Raw genomic sequence first — 21,211 nt, 5'->3', positions numbered from 1 at the left:
AGATCCGAAGATTTCCGAATGAGGAAACTCACATGGGAAACCCCATGTATCATAAAGTGAATACATAGCTTTATGAAGGTATACCCATGAGAACTGAAACATCTAAGTACCTGGAGGAAGAGAAAGAAAAATCGATTTTCTTAGTAGCGGCGAGCGAAAAGGAAAGAGCCCAAACCAGAGATTTATCTCTGGGGTTGCGGACAGAACATAACGAGAAATCATAGTTAATTGAACACAACTGGAAAGTTGGACCATAGGGGGTAATAGTCCCGTAAGTGAAAACTATGATAATCAGTTCTGCACCAGAGTACCACGAGACACGTGAAACCTTGTGGGAAGCAGGGAGGACCACCTCCCAAGGCTAAATACTACCTGATGACCGATAGTGAAGCAGTACCGTGAGGGAAAGGTGAAAAGAACCCCGGGAGGGGAGTGAAATAGAACCTGAAACCATGTGCCTACAACCGATCAGAGCACCTTATGTGTGTGATGATGTGCTTTTTGTAGAACGAGCCAACGAGTTACGGTATGTAGCGAGGTTAAGTACTTAAGGTACGGAGCCGAAGGGAAACCGAGTCTTAATAGGGCGACTAGTTGCATGCTGTAGACCCGAAACCGGGTGACCTATCCATGGCTAAGGTTGAAGCGAGGGTAAAACCTCGTGGAGGACCGAACCACGTTGCTGTTGAAAAAGCATGGGATGAGCTGTGGATAGCGGAGAAATTCCAATCGAACTCGGATATAGCTGGTTCTCCTCGAAATAGCTTTAGGGCTAGCGTCGGAAAATGTGAGTAGTGGAGGTAGAGCACTGAATAGGCTAGGGGGCATAGCGCTTACCGAACCTTATCAAACTCCGAATGCCACATACTATCAGTCCGGCAGTCAGACTATGAAAGATAAGTTCCATGGTCAAAAGGGAAACAGCCCAGATCGTCAGCTAAGGTCCCAAAGTGTAAGTTAAGTGGAAAAGGATGTGGGATTTCTAAGACAACTAGGATGTTGGCTTAGAAGCAGCCACTCATTAAAAGAGTGCGTAATAGCTCACTAGTCAAGAGATCCTGCGCCGAAAATGTCCGGGGCTCAAACTTACCACCGAAGCTACGGGTTCACGTTTAACGTGAGCGGTAGAGGAGCGTCGTAATCGGGCTGAAGTCGTACCGTAAGGAGCGGTGGACTGATTACGAGTGAGAATGTTGGCATTAGTAGCGAGATGTAGGCGAGAATCCTACAGGCCGAATATCTAAGGTTTCCTGAGTAAAGTTTGTCTTCTCAGGGTTAGTCGGGACCTAAGGCGAGGCCGAAAGGCGTAGTCGATGGACAATTGGTTGATATTCCAATACCACTATAATCGTTATTATCGATGGTGTGACGGAGAAGGATAGGATGTGCTAGCTATTGGATGCTAGTCTAAGCGTTTAGGGAGTTGGGATTGGCAAATCCGTTCCAACAATTCTGAGGCGTGATGGGGAAGGTTCTACGGAACCGAAGTATCTGATTCCATGCTTCCAAGAAAAGCATCTAGAGAGAGAAGTAGTGCCCGTACCGCAAACCGACACAGGTAGATGAGGAGAGAATCCTAAGGCCGACGGAAGAATTGCAGTTAAGGAACTAGGCAAATTGACCCCGTAACTTCGGGAGAAGGGGTGCCTGAGAAATCAGGCCGCAGAGAATAGGCACAAGCAACTGTTTAACAAAAACACAGGTCTCTGCTAAAGCGAAAGCTGATGTATAGGGGCTGACGCCTGCCCGGTGCTGGAAGGTTAAGGGGAACACTTAGTGGTAACGCGAAGGTGTGAACTTAAGCCCCAGTAAACGGCGGCCGTAACTATAACGGTCCTAAGGTAGCGAAATTCCTTGTCAGGTAAGTTCTGACCCGCACGAATGGCGTAATGACTTGTGCACTGTCTCAACTGCAAATCCGGCGAAGTTGTAGTGCGAGTGAAGATGCTCGCTACCCGCGATTGGACGGAAAGACCCCGTAGAGCTTTACTGTAGCTTAGCATTGAATTTCGGTATTGTCTGTACAGGATAGGTGGGAGACTGGGAAACTAGGGCGTCAGCCTTGGTGGAGTCGTTGTTGGGATACCACCCTGATAGTATTGAAGTTCTAACTGGATGCCATGAAACTGGTGACAGGACATTGTTAGGTGGGCAGTTTGACTGGGGCGGTCGCCTCCTAAAATGTAACGGAGGCGCCCAAAGGTTCCCTCAGAACGGTCGGAAATCGTTCGAAGAGTGTAAAGGCAGAAGGGAGCCTGACTGCGACACCTACAAGTGGAGCAGGGACGAAAGTCGGGCTTAGTGATCCGGTGGTACCTCGTGGGAGGGCCATCGCTCAACGGATAAAAGCTACCTCGGGGATAACAGGCTGATCTCCCCCAAGAGTTCACATCGACGGGGAGGTTTGGCACCTCGATGTCGGCTCGTCGCATCCCAGGGCTGAAGTAGGTCCCAAGGGTTGGGCTGTTCGCCCATTAAAGCGGCACGCGAGCTGGGTTCAGAACGTCGTGAGACAGTTCGGTCCCTATCCGTCGCGGGCGTAGGAAATTTGAGAGGAGCTGTCCTTAGTACGAGAGGACCGGGATGGACTGACCTATGGTGTACCAGTTGTTTCGCCAGAAGCATAGCTGGGTAGCTAAGTCGGGAAGGGATAAACGCTGAAAGCATCTAAGTGTGAAGCCCACCTCAAGATGAGATTTCCCATAGCATAAGCTAGTAAGACCCCTTGAAGACTACAAGGTTGATAGGTCAGAGGTGTAAGTATGGTAACATATTTAGCTGACTGATACTAATAGGTCGAGGGCTTGACCAATATAGTCAAGTTGTAAATACATTAAAGAAACTGTGTGCAATTTTGAAAGAACAAAGTTTTTTCAAAAAGGAAACTCCCTCAACGAAGTTGAGGAGTACAGTTCATGAAGCCAAATCAAAGATTTGGAATGAACTAGCATCTCGTGATGATGGCATAGAGGTAACACTCCTTCCCATTCCGAACAGGAAAGTTAAGGTCTATAGCGCCGATGGTACTGCATGGGAGACTGTGTGGCAGAGTAGGACGTTGCGAGGTAATCTTGTAGATTACAAGAGTTAAGTTAAAGAAATTTAACTTACGGATCTTTAGCTCAGTTGGTTAGAGCAACCGGCTCATAACCGGTAGGTCTAGGGTTCGAGTCCCTGAAGGTCCACCATGGGGGTATAGCTCAGTTGGGAGAGCACCTGCCTTGCACGCAGGGGGTCAAGAGTTCGAATCTCTTTATCTCCACCATTAAAAACTATGAATTTTATTCATAGTTTTTTTGTTTTATTATTATAAATATTGTTGTTAAATAATATTTATTACTGGTATGAGTTATATGGTGCAGAAAATAGTAGAACAACAGTATAAAATAGGCTAAAAATACTAATTGTTAAAGTATACAATGAATGAATTATAATATATAATTTATATGTAAAATATATGTAAAAATGTAATTTAATATTTTTATTTATTGTATAAAAATTATATTGCGAGGGGTAGGATTATGGTAAGAACTATTGTCTGCAAAAAAGATGGATGTAGCGGTAATGAATTTCATATATCAACAGAAGACAATAAACTTAAATTAGTATGTAAAGACTGTGGAAGTACTTATTATTATGATGTGAGTTATTATGAATTTATAATGTTATCAAATTGTGCAGAGTGTAATAACGATACATTTAAGGTGTTTAATAATTTAGATAAACAAGGAATATATGCTAAGTGTTCTAAGTGTGGTGCTCCACCAGAAAAAATATACATTGATGATGAAGGTGTGCAAGTTACTTATGAAGCAAAGTTACTACAAGATATAAAGCAGTTTATGTATCAAATTGATCAAAGAATTTGTAGCTTAGAGATGAAAATCGATGGTTTGGAAAAAGGGCAAGAATTATTAGAAGAATCACTTGCTTATATAAATAGATATATGTCTGAGTAATATAATATCTGTGAATTTTAAAATTGTACTTAAAGAGGATGGAATATGAAGAACAAAAGGAAAATTATTTACTGGTTTTTATTAATAGTTTGGATGATAGGGATATTTATTATGTCTAATCAACCTGCTCAAATATCTGATTCTCAAAGTGAAGGCGTAATAAATATTCTTTCTGCTATAGGTATCAATATGAATGGAATATTTGGGCAGCTTACTAATTTTATAGTTAGAAAATGCGCACACTTTCTTGAATATATGGTATTATCATTATTAGCGTTTAATGTGTTTAAATTGTATTTTAATATCAGAAGAGTTATTTTTGTGACAGTAGCTTTTGTATTTCTTTACGCTTGTTCTGATGAAATACATCAATTATTTGTTTTAGGAAGAGAAGGTGCTTTTAGAGATGTTATAATAGATACGGTTGGGGGTATTACACTAATATTGATTAATCTATTTAGAATGCATATAGTTGGCAAGTTTAATGAAGATAAATAAAAGATAATTTGAATAATTGGGATATAGTAATTTAATATTAAAACCGAATTAATCATTCGAATTTTAAAATAATATAAATCAGCTAATTATTTTAAGGTATGAGAATAAGGAATAAAAGTAAATAAAAATTGTGAAGGCTAAGTATATAATGCAAATTAAGCATTGTATACTTAGCCTTCATTTTCTATAAAATAAATTAAATATGTGATGCAAACATAAATATAAGTTAGTGATAAACAAATATAGATATTGGTTTAATTAGAGTAAACAAAATTACAATTACTCTAAGATTACTTGTTAAGCCTATTTATGAGATGAATTAAATTTTATTTTAAATAGATTATTTACTTTAAATAGAATATAAACAAGAATAAGCATTAATAATGCATCAAAAGTGAAGTTGAATAAAAATAATTGTTTCGAGGTATCAGCCTTTCCATTGCCGACAAAAGGCATTGGAAATTGAAGTATACCTATAAATATAACAGTCCAAAGCAAGAGAATTTTGTTCTTGATTTCAGGGTTAGAACTATTTCGAATATATTTATACAGTGAGCATAACAGAACAATAAGATAAATTAATCCTATAAAATATAAATTTCTAGGCAATATTTTTTCCCTTATAGATGACCAAAGTGTGAAACGATGGAAATCCCTAACTGGGGTTAAACTATCAGCTTTTGAGTACTTACCTAGTCCGGTACTAGTATAGAATGCCTTACTTGCGGTATATTTCATGCCATTTAATAAACGAGTAGGGTGAGTTAAATAGAATTTTCCAAGTTTAAAGTTATTTATTTTACTGTAGAATTTTTCATCAGTTATTTCTGAACCAGGAATATATTTGACATATTCATCAGAATCCAAATAAGCATGTTTCCCAGCCTCAGCTGATAAATCAGGATCTAAGCCTAAATCTATCAAGTCTTGCTCTGGTGTAGTAGATTCGTTTAGTACTCCATAAAAGACTGAGTTATACTGGGTGTCTTTACTTAAGTTGTTGCTATTCATATTGATGCGAATAGGATAGATTATCAATAAGCATGTAATAACATATAAAATAGCTAAATTGATTTTATTTAGATTATATCTATTATCCAATAATATTTTACATATAAGAATTATAATAATAGGTAAAGAAGTAATAACTTGTAATTTAGAACCTAAAAATAAAAATGCTGAAAATAATATATAAAGTATTTTCGACATTAATTTTTCCGTTCCCTTTACTACGTATTTGTACTTAATATAGTTAAGAATGGATGCAACAAGTAGCGATAGTGTAGTTATCATCATTGGTTCTCCATATAGGCTATTAAACCAAATTAAATAATTACCATCAAAGAAAATGAATGCGGTTATTAGTACAACTATCATAGATTTAATATTATTTTTTATATTCAAAGATTTTAATATTATGATAAATGAAAGAATATATATAATACTATAGATGACAGCTAAATATTGAGTTTTAAATATATTATGATCAAGTGATTTGCATATATAATTAACAAGTATTATTAGATAGCTCAAACTACAATTCCAGATGCTTTTAGGATCAGTATTGTTTAAAGGGGTAATCTTATAATCAGTCACAATAAAGTCGTAATATCCTACAGAGTTAGGATTATTCGTATCTGAGTCTAATAATGACAGACCAGATACATTCATAATTCTATAGAAATCACCTTGATCAGCAACACCTACTTGGGGTTTTATAAATAAGACTCCGATAGTTATAGAAATTGCAAGTAAAGCAAACCAAAACATATAGAAGTTTCTTAAATTCTTTTTTGCTTTCATTAAATTTTCCTCCACAAAGATAGATTTAAAGTAATAAACATGATTCTAAAGATATTAACAGATAAAATTATAATGTTTTTTGGTTAATACTACAAGAAAACATCAAATTAATTTAAAGGACTACTTCAAAAATAGGATAAATATAAATTTTCAGAAAATTAAGAAAATAAGGAGGATTTAACAAATAGAAATAGAAATATAACATATAGCATTATTAAGTGAAAGGCAGGTGGGAGCCAATCTCTAGGGTAGATTAAGGGTTTGGCAGCATTATGAAAGATTATAGTATTAAAAATTTAAGAAATGTAGGATTAATGGGGCATAATGGAACTGGAAAGACTTCCTTAGCGGAAAGCCTTCTGTATTATTCAAAAATTACAGATAGATTAGGGAATATTGAGGATGGGACTACGGTTTTAGATTTTGATACTGAAGAAAAGAAGAGACAATTTTCTATTGCCCTTTCAGTAGCACCAATTGAATTAGATAATGTTAAAATAAATCTTATTGATATTCCTGGATATGCAGACTTTCAAGGTGAATGTATCGAAGGAATGAGATCCGTGGATGTAGGTATGATAGTTGTAAGCGGAGTTTCAGGAGTCAAGGCGGGAACTGAAAGGGCCTGGGAATATTGTAACAAAATTAAATTGCCTAGAACATTTTTTATAAATAAATTAGATAGAGAGAACTCGGATTTTAATAAAGTATTAGCATCTCTTAAAGAAAAGTTTGGCATAAGCGTGGTGCCTATTCAGTATCCTATAGGAGAAGAAGACAATTTTAAAGGAGTAATAAATATAATATCCAAACAAGCAAGAGTATACGATGTAAAGACTAAGGAAATAAAAATATTGGATATACCTGAAGAGCTCCAGGATGAAGTTGAAAATTGTAAGAAGATGATTATGGAAGCTGTAGCTGAGACTGATGAAGTATTGCTTGATAAATATTTTAGTGAAGGTGAATTGAGTGATGAAGAAATATATAAGGGCCTTATAAGTGGATGTGCTAATGGGGATATTGCCCCTGTTATGTGTGGAAGTGCTACAAAAGTTATTGGAATGGATTCTTTAATTGATGATATTGTAGAATGTTTTCCATCGCCAGAATATGCTATTCCACAAAAAGCTGTAGACGTTTTAAAAGATGAAGAGGTTTTTGTTAATCTCAATCAAGATAAGCCTTTTTCTGCATTAGTATTTAAAACTATTGCAGATCCATTTGTAGGCAGGATATCATTTTTTAGAGTTATTACAGGTGAAGCGAAAGATGATATGACAGTATTAAATGTTAATAAAGATAAGAACGAAAAATTATCCCATATATGTTTTATTAGAGGTAAGACACAAATACCAGCTAAAAGAATAATAGCTGGTGATATAGGTGCTATTTCCAAGCTACAGTATACAAATACAGGCGATACTTTAGCTAGTCCTGATTTTAAAGTAATATATGACAAAATGAATTTTCCTAAAACAGTTTTCTCAATGGCTGTAATCCCACAAGCTAAAGGTGATGAGGAAAAGATATCTCAAGCTTTGGCCAAGTTAAAAGATGAAGATCCTGTTTTTCAGATTGATAGGGATGTAGAAAATGCAGAAATTGTAATCTCAGGACTAGGAGAAACACATATTAATGTAATCGCAAGTAAAATAAAAAGTAAATTTGGTGTAGAAGCAGTATTAAGTTTACCAAAGGTACCTTATAAAGAAACTATAAAGGGATTTTCAGATGTACAAGGAAAACATAAAAAGCAGTCTGGTGGACATGGCCAGTATGGAGATGTGGTAATTAAATTTGAACGTAGAACAGATGGAGAGGAAGAATTAGAATTTATTGATAACGTTGTTGGTGGTGCAGTTCCAAGAAATTTTATTCCAGCAGTAGAAAAAGGATTAAGAGAGTGTATAACTCATGGGGTTTTAGCAGGATGCCCAGTTATAGGCCTTAAAGCGACTCTTCATGATGGGTCATATCACTCTGTAGATTCTTCTGAAATGGCTTTTAAGGTTGCAGCCTCTATAGCTTATAAAAAGGGATTAGAGCAAGCTAAACCTATTCTTTTGGAACCTATAATGAAAGTAGAAGTTATATTACCAAACGAATATATGGGTGATGTGATAGCTGATATAAATAAAAAGAGGGGAAGAGTAATCGGAATGGAGCCAGAAGGGGACAAGCAAAGGGTTATATCAGAAATTCCGCTTGCCGAAATTAGAAAATATGCTACTGAATTGAGATCTTTAACTCAAGGAAGAGGAGTATTTACAAAAGAATTTGTAAGATATGAGGAAGTTCCAGAGATAGAGGTAGCGAAAGCCATAGAGAGCATTAATGAATTAAGAAAATAAGATTACGGAAAGTTATAGCTAAAATTTACGGAATAGGAATAAAAAGTACTCTAGTGTAGTAATTACATAAAGGGTACTTTTTATTTATTGTCTTAATAAAGAGAAGTAAAATAAAATTTACTATAATTAAGGAATAAGGTAAATTTTACATTAATATATATAGGATAAAATCATGTGCAGAAAGACATAATATTTTAGTAATAGTATATTTTATGCAATTTAAACAAGGAGGCATCTACAATGTCAGATTATAGCATGGATATTAATGGGAATATAGAGTTGAGTGATTATAGTAATATATTTGACTATTTAAATATAATAGACAAAGATGATAATTTTGTAATAAGGATAGATAGAAATAATAAGGATGATATAGAATTAATTAATTCTATGCTTCAAGATAATAAATTCAATATCAATTATACACAATATGACGATTTTGGGAACTATTACATAAGCGCTAATAAAGGATCTTGAAAAAATATTATTTAAAATACAGGTTTTATTGGAATAGCATAATATAGTATAATATGTATTAGCAAATTGTTTTTTATTGGTATATTAAATAAAATAAAGGAGAGTTATATTATGCAAAAATATGTTATAGGAGTAGATTTAGGAGGAACTAAGATAAGTACTGCATTATCTAATTTAAATGGAGAAGTGTTATGTCAAACAACAGTTCCTACAAATGCAAGCGAGGGAGAAATTCCAGTATTAAATAGAATTATAGAATCTGTTGAAAAAGTAATTAAAGATGGATCAGTAACTTATAAAGATATAAAAGGAATTGGTATCGGTTCCCCTGGACCTTTAGATGCTGAAAAAGGAACTATAATCTATACACCAAACCTTCCATTTAAGAATTTTAATTTAGTGGAACCTTTGAATAAAAAGTTTGAAGTTCCTGTATTTTTAGATAATGATGCAAACGTTGCAGCTATCGGCGAATATATGTTTGGCGCAGGAAAAGGCGCTAAAGATGTAGTATTCTTCACAGTAAGCACTGGAGTAGGTGGAGGCGCTGTCTTAAATGGAAAGGTATATAGAGGACACACTTCAAATGCCTTAGAAATAGGACATATGACAGTGGCACCAGATGGACCAAGATGTAATTGTGGAAATATAGGGTGTGTAGAAGCAACATCATCAGGAACTGCAATTGCAAAAAGAGGACAGGAAGCATTAGCTAGTAAAGTTGAGACTTCATTAAGAAAGTATGATACTATTACTTCATATGAGGTGTTTACAGAGGCGGCTGCAGGAGATCCAGTTTGCGTAGATATAATTAATAATGCACTGAATTATTTAGGAATAGCTATAGCTAATGCAGTATCTATATTTGATCCAGAAATTATAATAATAGGTGGTGGTGTATCAAAAGCTGGAGAGATTGTTTTTGATACAGTAAGAAAAGTTGTGGATAAGAGATGTTTTAAATCCATGGCAGAATCAGTTAAGATTGTTCCAGCAGGATTAGGTACAGATGCAGGGGTAATTGGTGCGGTAGCATTAGCATTGCTTGAAACAGAAGATAAGTAATATAAAGAATGAAGCAAGCAAAGTAGTGTAGATTTTTAGCTTAATCCTAGAGCTTTAAAACATTTAGAATAGACTTTTATAATAGAATTGCAGATAGATGTGAATAAAGATTAAAAATTTCACATAAAATTAGAACAGAAAGCTCTCTTTGCAATGAATTTTTTCTTCTCATACATATTACTAAGTTTATTCTAGGTTAATTACTTAATTAAGGAGACTTTTATTTTGATATTTAAAGTATTTACCTATAATAAATTGGGATGAAAAAATTTTTTATATAAGCTATCTCTAGATATATTTAGAGATAGCATATTATAAAAGAATATATTTTATATGAAACCTATTCAATAGATTGTTGGATAGGTTTCAATCTTTAATTATGATATAAATAGAGATTATTGTAATTAGTAATAGTTTAGTAGTATAATTTCTAATTAAGAATATTATTGTGGACTTATAAATTAAATAAGAAGAAGGTAATAAGATGAAAGCAGAGATTATAGCCATAGGAACAGAAATTTTATTAGGTGATATAATTAATTCAAATGCCCAATATTTAGCTCAGGAATTAGCAGCCCTTGGAATAGATATGTATTATCAGCAAGTAGTAGGAGATAATGAAATAAGAGTTATGCATGCATTTGATGAGGCATATAGCAGAAGTGATATCATAATAACTACAGGAGGACTTGGACCAACTGATGATGATATTACAAAAGAAGTTGCAGCTAAATATTTTAATAAAGAATTAATCAAGGATGAAAATTCAACTAAAAAGATAGAAGATTATTTTAAATTTAGAGAAAGAGCAATGACTCAAAATAATTTAAAGCAAGGATTAATTCCAGAAGGAGCAACTGTTATAAATAATAATAATGGAACAGCACCAGGAGTTATAATAGAAGATGATAATAAGATAATGATCATTTTACCTGGACCACCAAAGGAAATGAAACCAATGTTTGAAGAATCAGTTAAACCATATCTTCAAGAGAAATCAGATTCAATATTGGTTTCAAGAGTTGTTAAGATACTTGGAATAGGGGAAAGCGCTGTTGCAGAGGAGATTAAGGATTTAATAGATACTCAAACTAATCCTACAATTGCGCCTTATGCAAAAGATGTAGGAGTAATGCTTCGTATAACTGCAAAGGCTGAAACTAAAGATGAAGCACTAAAATTGATAGAACCAATTGAGGAAGAAATTAAGAACAGACTTGGGGATAATGTTTATGCAACTGAGGATATTAACATAGAAGAAGTTGTAGCTAGGCTTTTGATAGAGAAGAAACTAACAATATCTACGGCAGAATCATGTACTGGTGGCATGATAGCAAGCTATCTTATTAATTATCCAGGTATATCGGAAGTTTTTTTAGAAGGCGCTGTAACATATTCCAATGAGGCTAAACATAATAGACTAGGCGTTAATAATGATATTTTAAACAAATATGGGGCCGTAAGTGAAGAAACCGCAAGAGAAATGGCAATTGGTATTGCAAAGACAGCTAATACTGATGTTAGCATTGTAACAACAGGAATTGCAGGACCAGAAGGTGGTACTTTAGAAAAGCCTGTTGGATTGGTTTTTATAGGTGTGTATGTTCAAGGAAAGGTAACGATACAAAAATGTTTGTTTAAGGGAGATAGGAACAAAGTAAGGCTTCAGGCTACAATTACAGGATTAGATATGCTAAGAAGAATTCTTATTAAATAAATTATGCAAAATAAAAATGCCATAATATATTTCAAACGAAGTAATATATTATGGCTTTACAAATTGTATATAAATAAAAATGGGGGAGAGGCGATTAAATATTGAAGTTAAATACTTCATTATTATTTATTGCCAAATTAAATTTATTTATACATAATTTAGATAAAAAATTTATAATTCTTTTATAGCGTTGCTTAATGTTTTTCCGAAGGAATCATTAATAACCAAATTAGCCTTGGAATCAGCAGAGGTAGAACTTTTATTTATTAATACAAGATTCTTTCCTTTAAAATAATTGATAAGTCCGGCAGCAGGATAAACAACAAGTGAAGTGCCACCTATAATAAGAGTATCTGCATTAGAAATTGCATTTATAGAGTCTCTAATTACTTTATCGTCTAGACCCTCTTCATAAAGAACTACATCGGGTTTGACAGCCCCACCACATTTAGTGCAAATAGGAACGCCCTTAGATTGTAGGATAAAATTCACATCATAAGATTCATGACATTTAACACAATAATTTCGATGAATAGATCCGTGAAGTTCGAATACATTTTTGCTTCCAGCCATTTGATGGAGTCCGTCTATATTTTGTGTCACGATAGCTTTCAATTTTCCCATTTCTTCAAGTTTGGCTAATGCTAAGTGTCCAGCATTTGGTTTAGCATCGGGGTATATAAGTTTTGCTTTATAAAATTTAAAAAATTCTTCAGGATATTTAATATAAAAAGTATGTGATACTAACTGTTCAGGAGTTAATGTAGCATTTAATTTCTCGCTAAATAGGCCATTTGAGCCTCTAAAGTCAGGTATATTAGATTCCGTAGAGAATAGAACGTAAACCCTCTTTTAAATTAGTTTCATAACGTCATTAAATACTTTTCCTATAGAATCATTAATAACTAGGTCAGCTTTGTTATCAGCAGAAGTTGTACTTTTATTTATGAGAATAAGATTTTTACCTTTAAAATAGTTTATAAGCCCGGCAGCCGGATAAACTACAAGAGAAGTTCCACCTATTATTAAGGTATCAGCTTTAGATATTGCATCTACTGCATCTCTAATTACATTATCATCTAAACCTTCCTCATAAAGAACTACATCTGGTTTAACAGTTCCCCCACATTTAGTACAAGTAGGAGCTCCTTTAGAGTCTATTATAAATTTAGCATCATAAAATTCGTGACATTTAGTACAGTAATTTCTATGGACAGATCCATGAAGTTCAAAAACATTTTTACTTCCAGCTGCTTGATGAAGCCCGTCTATGTTTTGAGTTACTATAGCCTTTAGTTTTCCCATTTCTTCAAGTTTAGCTAATGCTAAGTGAGCATCATTTGGTTTAGCATCTGGATATATAAGCTTTGACTTATAAAATCTAAAAAATTCTTCTGGGTATCTTATATAAAATGTATGTGAAACTAATTGTTCAGGAGTAAATGTAATATTCAGTTTTTCATTAAATAATCCATTTGAACTTCTAAAATCTGGAATGCCGCTTTCACAACTACAACCAGCACCACCGAAGAATACTATATTGTTACTATCCTTTATAATTTGAGCTAAATTTTCTATTTTATTTTCCATAAAATAATCATCTCCAAAATACAATTTAATACCTTTATTATTGCATAGTTTATGAAAAAATTAAATTACTTAAACATATTAAAATATTATAGTAGGACCTTTACATTCAATCAACTATTACGATGTAATCAGTATTTTAATTATTAAAGAGTGCTTGAATCATGGCAATAGTTAGAAAGTATCCTTATGCGACAAAATAGATATTTTAATCCTGAACAATTAATTTAATATAACTATGTTATTGAAAAAGTTATATAAATGTTGTAGTATATATCAATATTAGTGTATTTAATATTTGTATCTCAAGTGCTATATTAAATATAGTAAATTTAACATTATAAATACAAGGGGGAAATATTTATGAAGTATGATAATTTTGATTTTTCTGATTGGGTTGATTTAATTGCTGAAGCAACAGTATTACATCAAGGAATTTTAAGTGAGGAAGCAGAAAAAGCTTACAGTAAGTATTTAGAAGAGAATGCATACAAACCAGTAGATGATGAAGATTATGAATCGCTTGGTATGGATATAGATGAAGCAGTTGAAGTTACTATACTGGATATAGCTGAGAATCAAAAAAATCACCCTGACTGGAAAGAATATAATGAATATGCAGAAATACTCATGAAAGTTAAAAATAATCCAGAGGAATATGGATTTTGTGATAATTAATAGTGTTAGCCACAAATAGATATATAATACAATTGAATATAAAATAAATATTTTATTTAGGAATAGCTATAATGGCTATTCTTTTTTGTTAGCAAATTGTTTGCAATTTAAGTGGCTCCTAAAACTAGTATTTCATGTTATTATAAAAATGCACTCAGTTCTGAGTATATAAACACATTTCAAATTAAGCTATCATAGATTATTTAAATAAATTCTAAAATTTACATAATAAGGTTCAATATATGTATATAAACCTTAAAAAATGGTAAATATATTATTACAAACATACGTTCTGATGTGGTAAAATATATTTTATAGGAAGAAATTAATCCATTAAGCATGATTTTTTTATTACTATAAACTATGTTATAATTAAAGTTTGTAAAAATTTACCCTGGATTTTTTAACAATAATGTGCTATATTATCTTTAGTAAAAAAGGAGGCGAAAATATGTACGCAATTGATTTATTCTGTGGTGCTGGTGGCATGAGCGAAGGTATTCTACAAGCAGGATTTCATATATTATTTTCAAATGATATAAATGAGTCAGTTGAATTAACATATACAAATAGGCACGAACAATTAGGTTATAGGCAAAATTACAATACTTTTTTTAGAAGAGCTGATATAAGGGAATTAACAGGCGAATATATACTGCAAAAAATTAGAGATTTAGAGTTTTGGAATGCAGAAGAAAGAAACATCCCTGATGATATTGATGCGATATTTGGAGGTCCACCTTGCCAAGGATTTTCGCTAGCTGGAAGAAGAAATGCTGACGATCCTAGAAATATGCTTTTTAGAGAATATGTGAGAGTAATACATGAAATACAACCAAAGTATGTTGTCATGGAAAATGTCACTGGATTTATGAATACTCGGTTAAATGGCTTTATTGGAATTAATGGCGATGTGTATGACAACGAAGTTGCACCTTATATATTAACTCAAGAATTAAACAGAATAGGCTATAATGTTTTAGAACCAAGAATATTAGATGCTTCTAATTACGGGGTACCACAAGCAAGAAGGAGAGCAATTTTTATTGCTTATAGAAATGATGTCATAGAACCACAATACCCAATTAGCAATCAAAATAGTGTAACAGCTATAACAGACGCAATAGGTGATTTAATAAGAGATACTCAGATCAGAATAGATGTTAATCCTGAATTAACCAGATACCAATTAGCCTCTATAAATGGAAGAACACCTAATATAAATGGTGAAACAATTCATAGTAATAATATAATACATAATAATGAGTTATCTGCTCATTCAAATATAATAAAAGAAAGGTTTTCTTTATATAGGGAAGGAGAAAGTACATCTAATCTCAGAGAAAGAATACAAGCACAAGGTATTGAATTAAATAACTGCAATAGTTTAGTAAGTTATCTGTCTAAAAACTTAAACATAACAGAAGATAAGGTAATAACTACTTTTCGAAATGGAAATGTAGGTGAAGAGATGTTAAATGAATTGTTAACCAAAAAAAATATGAGAAGAAGATTAGATAGAAATAATGTCGCTGCAACCGTTGTATCTTTGCCAGATGATTTTATATCACCATTTGAAAATAGAACATTTTCAGTTCGCGAACTGGCAAGACTTCAATCATTTGATGACAGTTTTGAATTTTTAGGACCGAGAACAACTGGTGGAGATAGAAGAAAGAAAGAGGTTCCTCAATATACTCAAGTCGGAAATGCCGTTCCACCTTTATTAGCAAGAGCAGTAGCATTGGAAATAGCGAGAGTACTGCAACAATAAATGCAGTACTCTTTTTTTAACTTAAATTGAAGTAATCATACTTATTGGCTAGTTTAGGTAATTCTTTTTTTAGAGTTAGCAAATGACTGTCAACATGTCCAGTTTTTAAGTTTCTTCCTAACATTTCTTTTATTGAACTAGCAATATTTGATTCACTTTGTCTTCCCCAATAGTTTCCACCACTTATATTACGTACTCTTTGAACACATGTAGAAGTAGATTTGATCTTTTCAAGTTTTATTGTTGGAACAGTAACAAAAGAATAAGTAAACTTAGCAACTTCATGCATAGAATAATTATTTTTTCCAACTTTAATATTGTTCTTAAAATCTTCTGCTGAATAGATCATGTCCCACAACATTGGAATTTGAGCATTATCATTCCAATTTGTTTTACATTGTATCACATGAATTTCTAACTTCTCAAAATCTCTATGACATAGAGCATTTAACACATCAAGCAAATTATATGTGCCTTTTCTGCCTTTAGTTAACTTAACTTTTTCTTCATCTGAATCTAAAATGTCTATTAAATTTTTGTCAATGCTATAATCACTATTATCAGGAAATGTAATTGCTATTAAATCTGATTCAGTATTTGAAACAAAATTAGAATAGTTTACAGTAATAGCATCACTAACTGGTATCGGTAAAAGTTGTTTACTATGTTTCACAACAACGGTTCTTCTGCCTATTAGGCATAAGTTTAAATACCAACATACTAATGATTCCCAACTAGCACCTCCACCAGAAACATCTCCTTGCTCTCTAGTTCCTTTATTAGTAGTATAAAAAGTTTTTCTTAAGCTATCTCCTAAATCTAATATTTGTTTAGGTGTTCTTTTGGGAACTAATTGGTTTATGTACGGTTTCCATGTTTGCCAGTTTGTTTCAAAGCCCTTAGCCTTGAATAGCTGTTCAATACACTTTTTCCTATAATATTCCACAATATTTTCATCCATAAATGTTTCCTCCTTTCTAAATTTATTAATTTGATTATATCACCAAATCATTTATAATATAGAATAAATTTATAATCCGTTAAATAGACTTATATAGTTCTAACCTTTTTTTTCGCATTTCACAAAGATCGTATTGAGGAATTTCAATCATAGATCGAGCTTCAGCATAGCCACCCCAGTATGCAGGAGATTTACTCATAAGAATGCTTATTTCAAACAATTTAAGTTCTTCAATGGTCCTCTTACAGCCATTCCAAACATCTTTTAAACACTCAAAACCAAATGATATGCCATTAGCACCTTTTTCTTTAATAGTATTATATAAACTTCTAGCTTGTGGTATTAAATCTACAATAGCATATAATCCATCTTCCCTAACTTCTAACATCATATTATCAGCTAAATTAACATAGTTTTCATGATCCACATAAAGCTCTATATTAGCATTAGATCCTATGGCCTTTTTAAAAGCTTCTGGCTTTATATTTTCAATAAACTTACCATTCTTACCTTGTAGCATTCGACTCTCTCTAAAATCATTGACTAATATTTCAAGTTGTAATTTTCCATTTTCAAGTTCTCTTACTTCAAGTTTATTTTGGTTATATTGTTTCTCCATATTATTCAGATCCTTTCGTATAAAGATAATTAAGTTGCTAAGTTATTTTACAAAAAAGCATGTACAGATTAATAAAATCACGATAAAATAACTTTTGTAAGTCAGTTGTTCCAATGCTTTAAGCTATTTGGTAATGAAACTGGCTTATTTTTTACAAAAAAAAAAATGATTTGGGTCCTTTACTATGAACAGAACTGCACCTGTTCCGGTCATAGTGATTATTTCCACACCTCTTCTAATAGGGGGGATACTAAACAAACTATCTCAGAACTCACCACAGTCTCTTATACAGCTTAACAATATAATTATTAATATTTACACTTATCAAATATAAAAAAGATGACACAACGAGCATATGAGCCAATTTAAGCTGCACCTACTTGGTATCATCTATATTTATATAATTCTACTCTTTATTATTTTCATTAACTGTATCATTAGAACTATTTATATTAGTATTCTTGATAGTGTTATTGCCTATGTTCCCATCAGTATTCAAGATAGCATTCATATTAGGAATGAATACGTCCCCTGATCTTTTAAACATTACACTACCTAAATTTAGTAATAAGAAATCATCTTTTGAATCTACATATGGATTTATATCAAGCATAGCTCTACCCTCATTTAAAGTGCAAAGTCCATTCTTTAACAACTCAGATACTATTTGAACTTTTTCTAATTCATTTGGTCTAGACAGCTCAGATGTATTGAACCTTAGGAAATATCCTTCTTTCTTCTCCCTTTCTAGCAACAACGATTTATTTAAAGCACCTTCTATATTTACAAGGATAGGTGAGATTACTCTTTTTAATAACTCGTCATTATTAGTAATACTATCAATTCCAAAGAGTTTCTTTATATCAGTATCAAAAGCCTTTTTATTCTCAACTAATTCTAATCCATCAAGGCTCATTGAAATTTCTTTGTACTCAAGGCCTTCTTCAAGAATCACCGTTTTACCAGTATTATCTACACCGCTATAAAAATTGTTCCAAGATTGTTTTAATCTATCTATAGCATCTTTTGTTAATCTTCCTGAAGCTTTTAATATACCACTAGGTCTTACTGCATTAGTTAATGCTTTTTGCAATACCTTATTCTGTGAAAGTATTATTTCTAAAATCTCTTTTGATGATAATATTCCTTTTCCACTAAAACCATCTTCACTATTTTTTGTTATAATAAGAAACTCATAAATATCCTTTGCATTAGTAATATTGTTCAATGAATATGAAACACTAGCACCCCGTAGAACACCATTACTATCAGCTAATTTCTTGATAGTTACAGTCTTAGGCGAAATCCTATGAAGCCCCTTTACTTGTAAAGAATTTCTTTCAATATAAGAGTAATGATTTCCGTATAACAATAGGTCTTTTATCATTTGTGCTTTATAATTTGCAGCATACTCTAGATCGTTATTCTCTTCATTTAGGACTTTTTCTAGCCTATGTCCTCTTACTCGTTCCACTTGTCCGTTTATATCTTCCTTGTACATATATATTGGAAGCTGCGAGACTGAACCACAAATCAGATCTAGAGCTTCTACAACAGCAGGAATAGAGTAAATAGTATCTTCGCTTATATATATTCTTGAAGCTGAAAATAACTCAGATAATACTACAGCATAATTTCTTTCTTCAATAATTGTTTCTTTTTTGAATAGCCCCATTTTTTCCTCCTTAGTTTTAAATAAAATAAGTGGTGCTAGAGACAACCGTACTCAGTTATTTCTAACACCACAATTATTAAGTTTTATTAAACAACCGCCTTTAGTATACGTATTGCTTGAGTGTTAACTACCGTTGCATCACAGTAAGTTTCAGCTATAATACCTATTTGACCACTAGCAGCATACTTTTCTAGTAATGGAGTAACTGTTATATCTTGTACCATTTTTACTGTTACAGCTTCACCTATGTTTCCTAACACTACTACTTCATCAGTAAGTGCTTCAGTGATCTCAATAGAAATTCCCAATACTCTATACATAGGGGATTGTCCTATAACATCATGAGTTAAGTACGGTCTTCCAGTTCCGTCCATTAATTGAGCGACCATTGAAAAATTTGCACGATTCATGTACAATTTAGCCTTCGGAAGAAATACAGGATTAATATCAGTGATTAGCTTAGATAAATCAGTTATTGCAATACCTGTACCCGCCTTAGCAACTACTGGAGCTAAAGCTAATATACCTTTAGAAAAATGTCCTTCAGTAGCATCTCCATTAAATATTTCATGTTCTAGTGTTCTAGCAAGTCTAGCAGCTAATTGAGCATTCAAATATTCCATACCAAGACTTGGTGAGTTCATTAATAGAGTCTTCGACACTACCAACATTGTACCCACTCTTCTATTCTTTAAAACACATTTTTCAAAGCCTGATAGATCCTCGCCAATTATTTCTTCGGTCTCTCCTAAAACTTTGGCTTTCGTTAATTCTTTTTCAATTAGTATAGATAATTCACCAGGTGCAACTACCTTTTTTGCTTCATTGAATACTGATGATATTTCTTCCATTTTCTTCACAACATCTGCCGAAATTACTGATGGCACAGCATTTGCCTGGGTAATTGTATCCATATTCCTAACTTCACCTACAACAAGACCTGCTGCAAAGTTTTCAAGTAATTCTCTTTTTTCCATTTTATCTTCTCCTTTAGTTTCCTTTAAGTTTTTTTCTGATGTATCATTTATCTGCTCAATGACAGCACGTAGTTCAGTTTCTAGAGTTAAATACTGAGAGTTTTCTTGTTCAGAAAAATCTCTAGTTTCAGTTTCAACTTTGTCTAACATTGATTGCATTTGTTCTTGCAATTCGAGCCTTTTTTCCATTAGTTCCTTTTTATTAGCCATCTTTAGTCCTCCTTGGTAAATTTGAACGTAAAAAAATCCACTACCGATTTATTGGTAATGGATTAAATATCAAACATTTTTTTGGTGTCTAGTTTTAGCGTTTTTATTAGCAATACAAGATCTTTTTCACGTGGAAGGGAACATCTTGCAAAACTGTAGACTACGTAATCTGGAATACCTGTTTGTTCGCTGACTTTCAAACAAGCGCTTCGGATACGTTTATCGCCAGTATGGTTAATTATTGATTGTCTTATATATTCACGATTTATCATTGATTAAAACCTCCTGAATTTATTTGTTTGAAATATAGAAACTATATATTTTAAAACTACTTATTTAGCAAAAAAAATAGAGCCGATGGGAGGTACCATTGACTCATAAAAACTTTAAATAGGAAAAGAACAAGGATAATGAAATTAGAGGAATCGAACAATATCTTAGAAGACAAGACGTTTTGCTAAGATATTTGTACCCCTACAATATATAATATACATTTGAAATAGTTTAGTTTGCGCTTACATAAAAACTTTTCACAACGAGCGGCTGAGCGAGTTGAAGAGCAACGCTAGTTGCGACATATTTAATATAAAATATAATTTTTATTTGGTCGGTCTACTTGTATAATATAGATTTTAAAATATTAAAAAGATTATTAGCTCTTGCAAAAGATGTAGCTGAATGGATTGAACATAATCAAGTTGCAAGAATGATGGAAATGGTTGATGAAGTTGAAAAGCTAGTAGTAAAAATATTACTACCAGGTTATATACAGGTAAGAGAGCATTCATTCCTAACTGAAGATGAACTTTATGAAGTATTGATGCAAAGTAGGAAACTACTTTATTCCAATTAATTTT

Annotated in this window: 16 protein-coding genes, 2 tRNA genes, 2 rRNA genes and 1 pseudogene (1 of these 21 cut by a window edge); 13 read left to right on the top strand and 8 right to left on the bottom strand. The window is 32.7% G+C overall.

The features are described from left to right. The 6 genes from KEC93_RS24670 to KEC93_RS24645 all read left to right on the top strand — a co-directional run. A 23S ribosomal RNA gene (locus KEC93_RS24670) occupies positions 1-2,812 on the top strand (it extends 99 nt beyond the left edge of the window). A gap of 138 nt (positions 2,813-2,950) precedes the next feature. After that, positions 2,951-3,067: ribosomal RNA gene (gene rrf / locus KEC93_RS24665) — 5S ribosomal RNA — on the top strand. Between the two features lie 44 nt (positions 3,068-3,111). Further along, positions 3,112-3,188, top strand: a tRNA-Ile gene (locus tag KEC93_RS24660). 1 nt (position 3,189) lies between these two features. Then, a tRNA-Ala gene (locus KEC93_RS24655) sits at positions 3,190-3,265 on the top strand. A 256-nt stretch (positions 3,266-3,521) separates the two neighbouring features. Next, positions 3,522-3,959, top strand: coding sequence for a hypothetical protein (locus KEC93_RS24650; protein ID WP_012061050.1), 438 nt, complete (start codon positions 3,522-3,524; stop codon positions 3,957-3,959). A gap of 45 nt (positions 3,960-4,004) precedes the next feature. After that, positions 4,005-4,457, top strand: a complete 453-nt coding sequence (locus tag KEC93_RS24645) for a VanZ family protein (protein WP_039773103.1) — start codon at positions 4,005-4,007, stop codon at positions 4,455-4,457. 303 nt (positions 4,458-4,760) lie between these two features. Here KEC93_RS24645 and wsfD read toward each other — a convergent pair whose 3' ends face one another. Beyond that, a complete protein-coding gene (gene wsfD / locus KEC93_RS24640) occupies positions 4,761-6,260 on the bottom strand; it encodes a glycan biosynthesis hexose transferase WsfD (protein WP_077856700.1) in 1,500 nt (499 codons plus the stop codon). A 272-nt stretch (positions 6,261-6,532) separates the two neighbouring features. Between wsfD and fusA the strand changes: the two genes are divergently transcribed. From fusA to KEC93_RS24620, 4 genes are all read left to right on the top strand, one after another. Next, complete coding sequence (fusA, locus tag KEC93_RS24635) at positions 6,533-8,614, top strand: elongation factor G (RefSeq protein WP_039773099.1); 2,082 nt, start codon at positions 6,533-6,535, stop codon at positions 8,612-8,614. 240 nt (positions 8,615-8,854) lie between these two features. Further along, positions 8,855-9,091: a hypothetical protein gene (locus tag KEC93_RS24630; RefSeq protein ID WP_012061046.1), complete on the top strand. Its 237-nt coding sequence runs from the start codon at positions 8,855-8,857 to the stop codon at positions 9,089-9,091. A gap of 111 nt (positions 9,092-9,202) precedes the next feature. Then, positions 9,203-10,156 carry an ROK family protein gene (locus tag KEC93_RS24625; protein WP_012061045.1) on the top strand — a complete coding sequence of 318 codons (954 nt, stop codon included), beginning with the start codon at positions 9,203-9,205 and terminating at the stop codon, positions 10,154-10,156. 484 nt (positions 10,157-10,640) lie between these two features. Then, the gene (locus tag KEC93_RS24620; RefSeq protein ID WP_039773097.1) at positions 10,641-11,873 is read left to right on the top strand and encodes a competence/damage-inducible protein A; all 1,233 of its coding nucleotides are present in this window, start codon (positions 10,641-10,643) and stop codon (positions 11,871-11,873) included. Between the two features lie 171 nt (positions 11,874-12,044). On the opposite strand, the pseudogene KEC93_RS24615 reads toward KEC93_RS24620, so the two are convergent. Beyond that, positions 12,045-12,704 (bottom strand): annotated as a pseudogene (locus KEC93_RS24615) (NAD-dependent protein deacylase); the annotation flags it as partial. A gap of 21 nt (positions 12,705-12,725) precedes the next feature. Next, positions 12,726-13,463, bottom strand: coding sequence for an NAD-dependent protein deacylase (locus KEC93_RS24610; RefSeq protein WP_111944651.1), 738 nt, complete (start codon positions 13,461-13,463; stop codon positions 12,726-12,728). Between the two features lie 360 nt (positions 13,464-13,823). Here KEC93_RS24610 and KEC93_RS24605 point away from each other — a divergent pair, with 360 nt between their 5' ends. Together KEC93_RS24605 and KEC93_RS24600 are read left to right on the top strand one after the other, a co-directional pair. After that, entirely contained in the window at positions 13,824-14,138 is a 315-nt protein-coding gene (locus tag KEC93_RS24605) for a hypothetical protein (RefSeq protein ID WP_077867674.1), read from the top strand. Between the two features lie 451 nt (positions 14,139-14,589). After that, on the top strand, positions 14,590-15,912 hold the full coding sequence (locus KEC93_RS24600) for a DNA cytosine methyltransferase (RefSeq protein ID WP_077867675.1): 1,323 nt from the start codon (positions 14,590-14,592) through the stop codon (positions 15,910-15,912). Positions 15,913-15,928: 16 nt separating this feature from the next. On the opposite strand, the gene KEC93_RS24595 is transcribed toward KEC93_RS24600, so the two are convergent. From KEC93_RS24595 to KEC93_RS24575, 5 genes are all read right to left on the bottom strand, one after another. Further along, on the bottom strand, positions 15,929-16,873 hold the full coding sequence (locus tag KEC93_RS24595) for a hypothetical protein (RefSeq protein WP_077867676.1): 945 nt from the start codon (positions 16,871-16,873) through the stop codon (positions 15,929-15,931). Between the two features lie 79 nt (positions 16,874-16,952). Then, positions 16,953-17,492 (bottom strand): HK97 family phage prohead protease, encoded by a 540-nt coding sequence (locus tag KEC93_RS24590; RefSeq protein WP_077867677.1) that lies wholly within the window; start codon positions 17,490-17,492, stop codon positions 16,953-16,955. A 406-nt stretch (positions 17,493-17,898) separates the two neighbouring features. Continuing rightward, positions 17,899-19,167 (bottom strand): phage portal protein, encoded by a 1,269-nt coding sequence (locus tag KEC93_RS24585; RefSeq protein ID WP_077867678.1) that lies wholly within the window; start codon positions 19,165-19,167, stop codon positions 17,899-17,901. Positions 19,168-19,253: 86 nt separating this feature from the next. Then, positions 19,254-20,354: a phage major capsid protein gene (locus KEC93_RS24580; protein WP_077867679.1), complete on the bottom strand. Its 1,101-nt coding sequence runs from the start codon at positions 20,352-20,354 to the stop codon at positions 19,254-19,256. A 62-nt stretch (positions 20,355-20,416) separates the two neighbouring features. Continuing rightward, positions 20,417-20,626 (bottom strand): hypothetical protein, encoded by a 210-nt coding sequence (locus tag KEC93_RS24575; protein ID WP_077867680.1) that lies wholly within the window; start codon positions 20,624-20,626, stop codon positions 20,417-20,419. Between the two features lie 344 nt (positions 20,627-20,970). Here KEC93_RS24575 and KEC93_RS24570 point away from each other — a divergent pair, with 344 nt between their 5' ends. Further along, positions 20,971-21,207 (top strand): BRO-N domain-containing protein, encoded by a 237-nt coding sequence (locus KEC93_RS24570; protein WP_077867681.1) that lies wholly within the window; start codon positions 20,971-20,973, stop codon positions 21,205-21,207. Positions 21,208-21,211: the final 4 nt, after the last annotated feature.

Origin of the sequence: Clostridium beijerinckii (genome assembly GCF_018223745.1) — a bacterium.
Taxonomy (GTDB): Bacteria; Bacillota; Clostridia; order Clostridiales; family Clostridiaceae; genus Clostridium; species Clostridium beijerinckii.
Note: the sequence above shows the minus strand (reverse complement) of the source record. Positions and strands in the feature narration are given on the sequence as shown.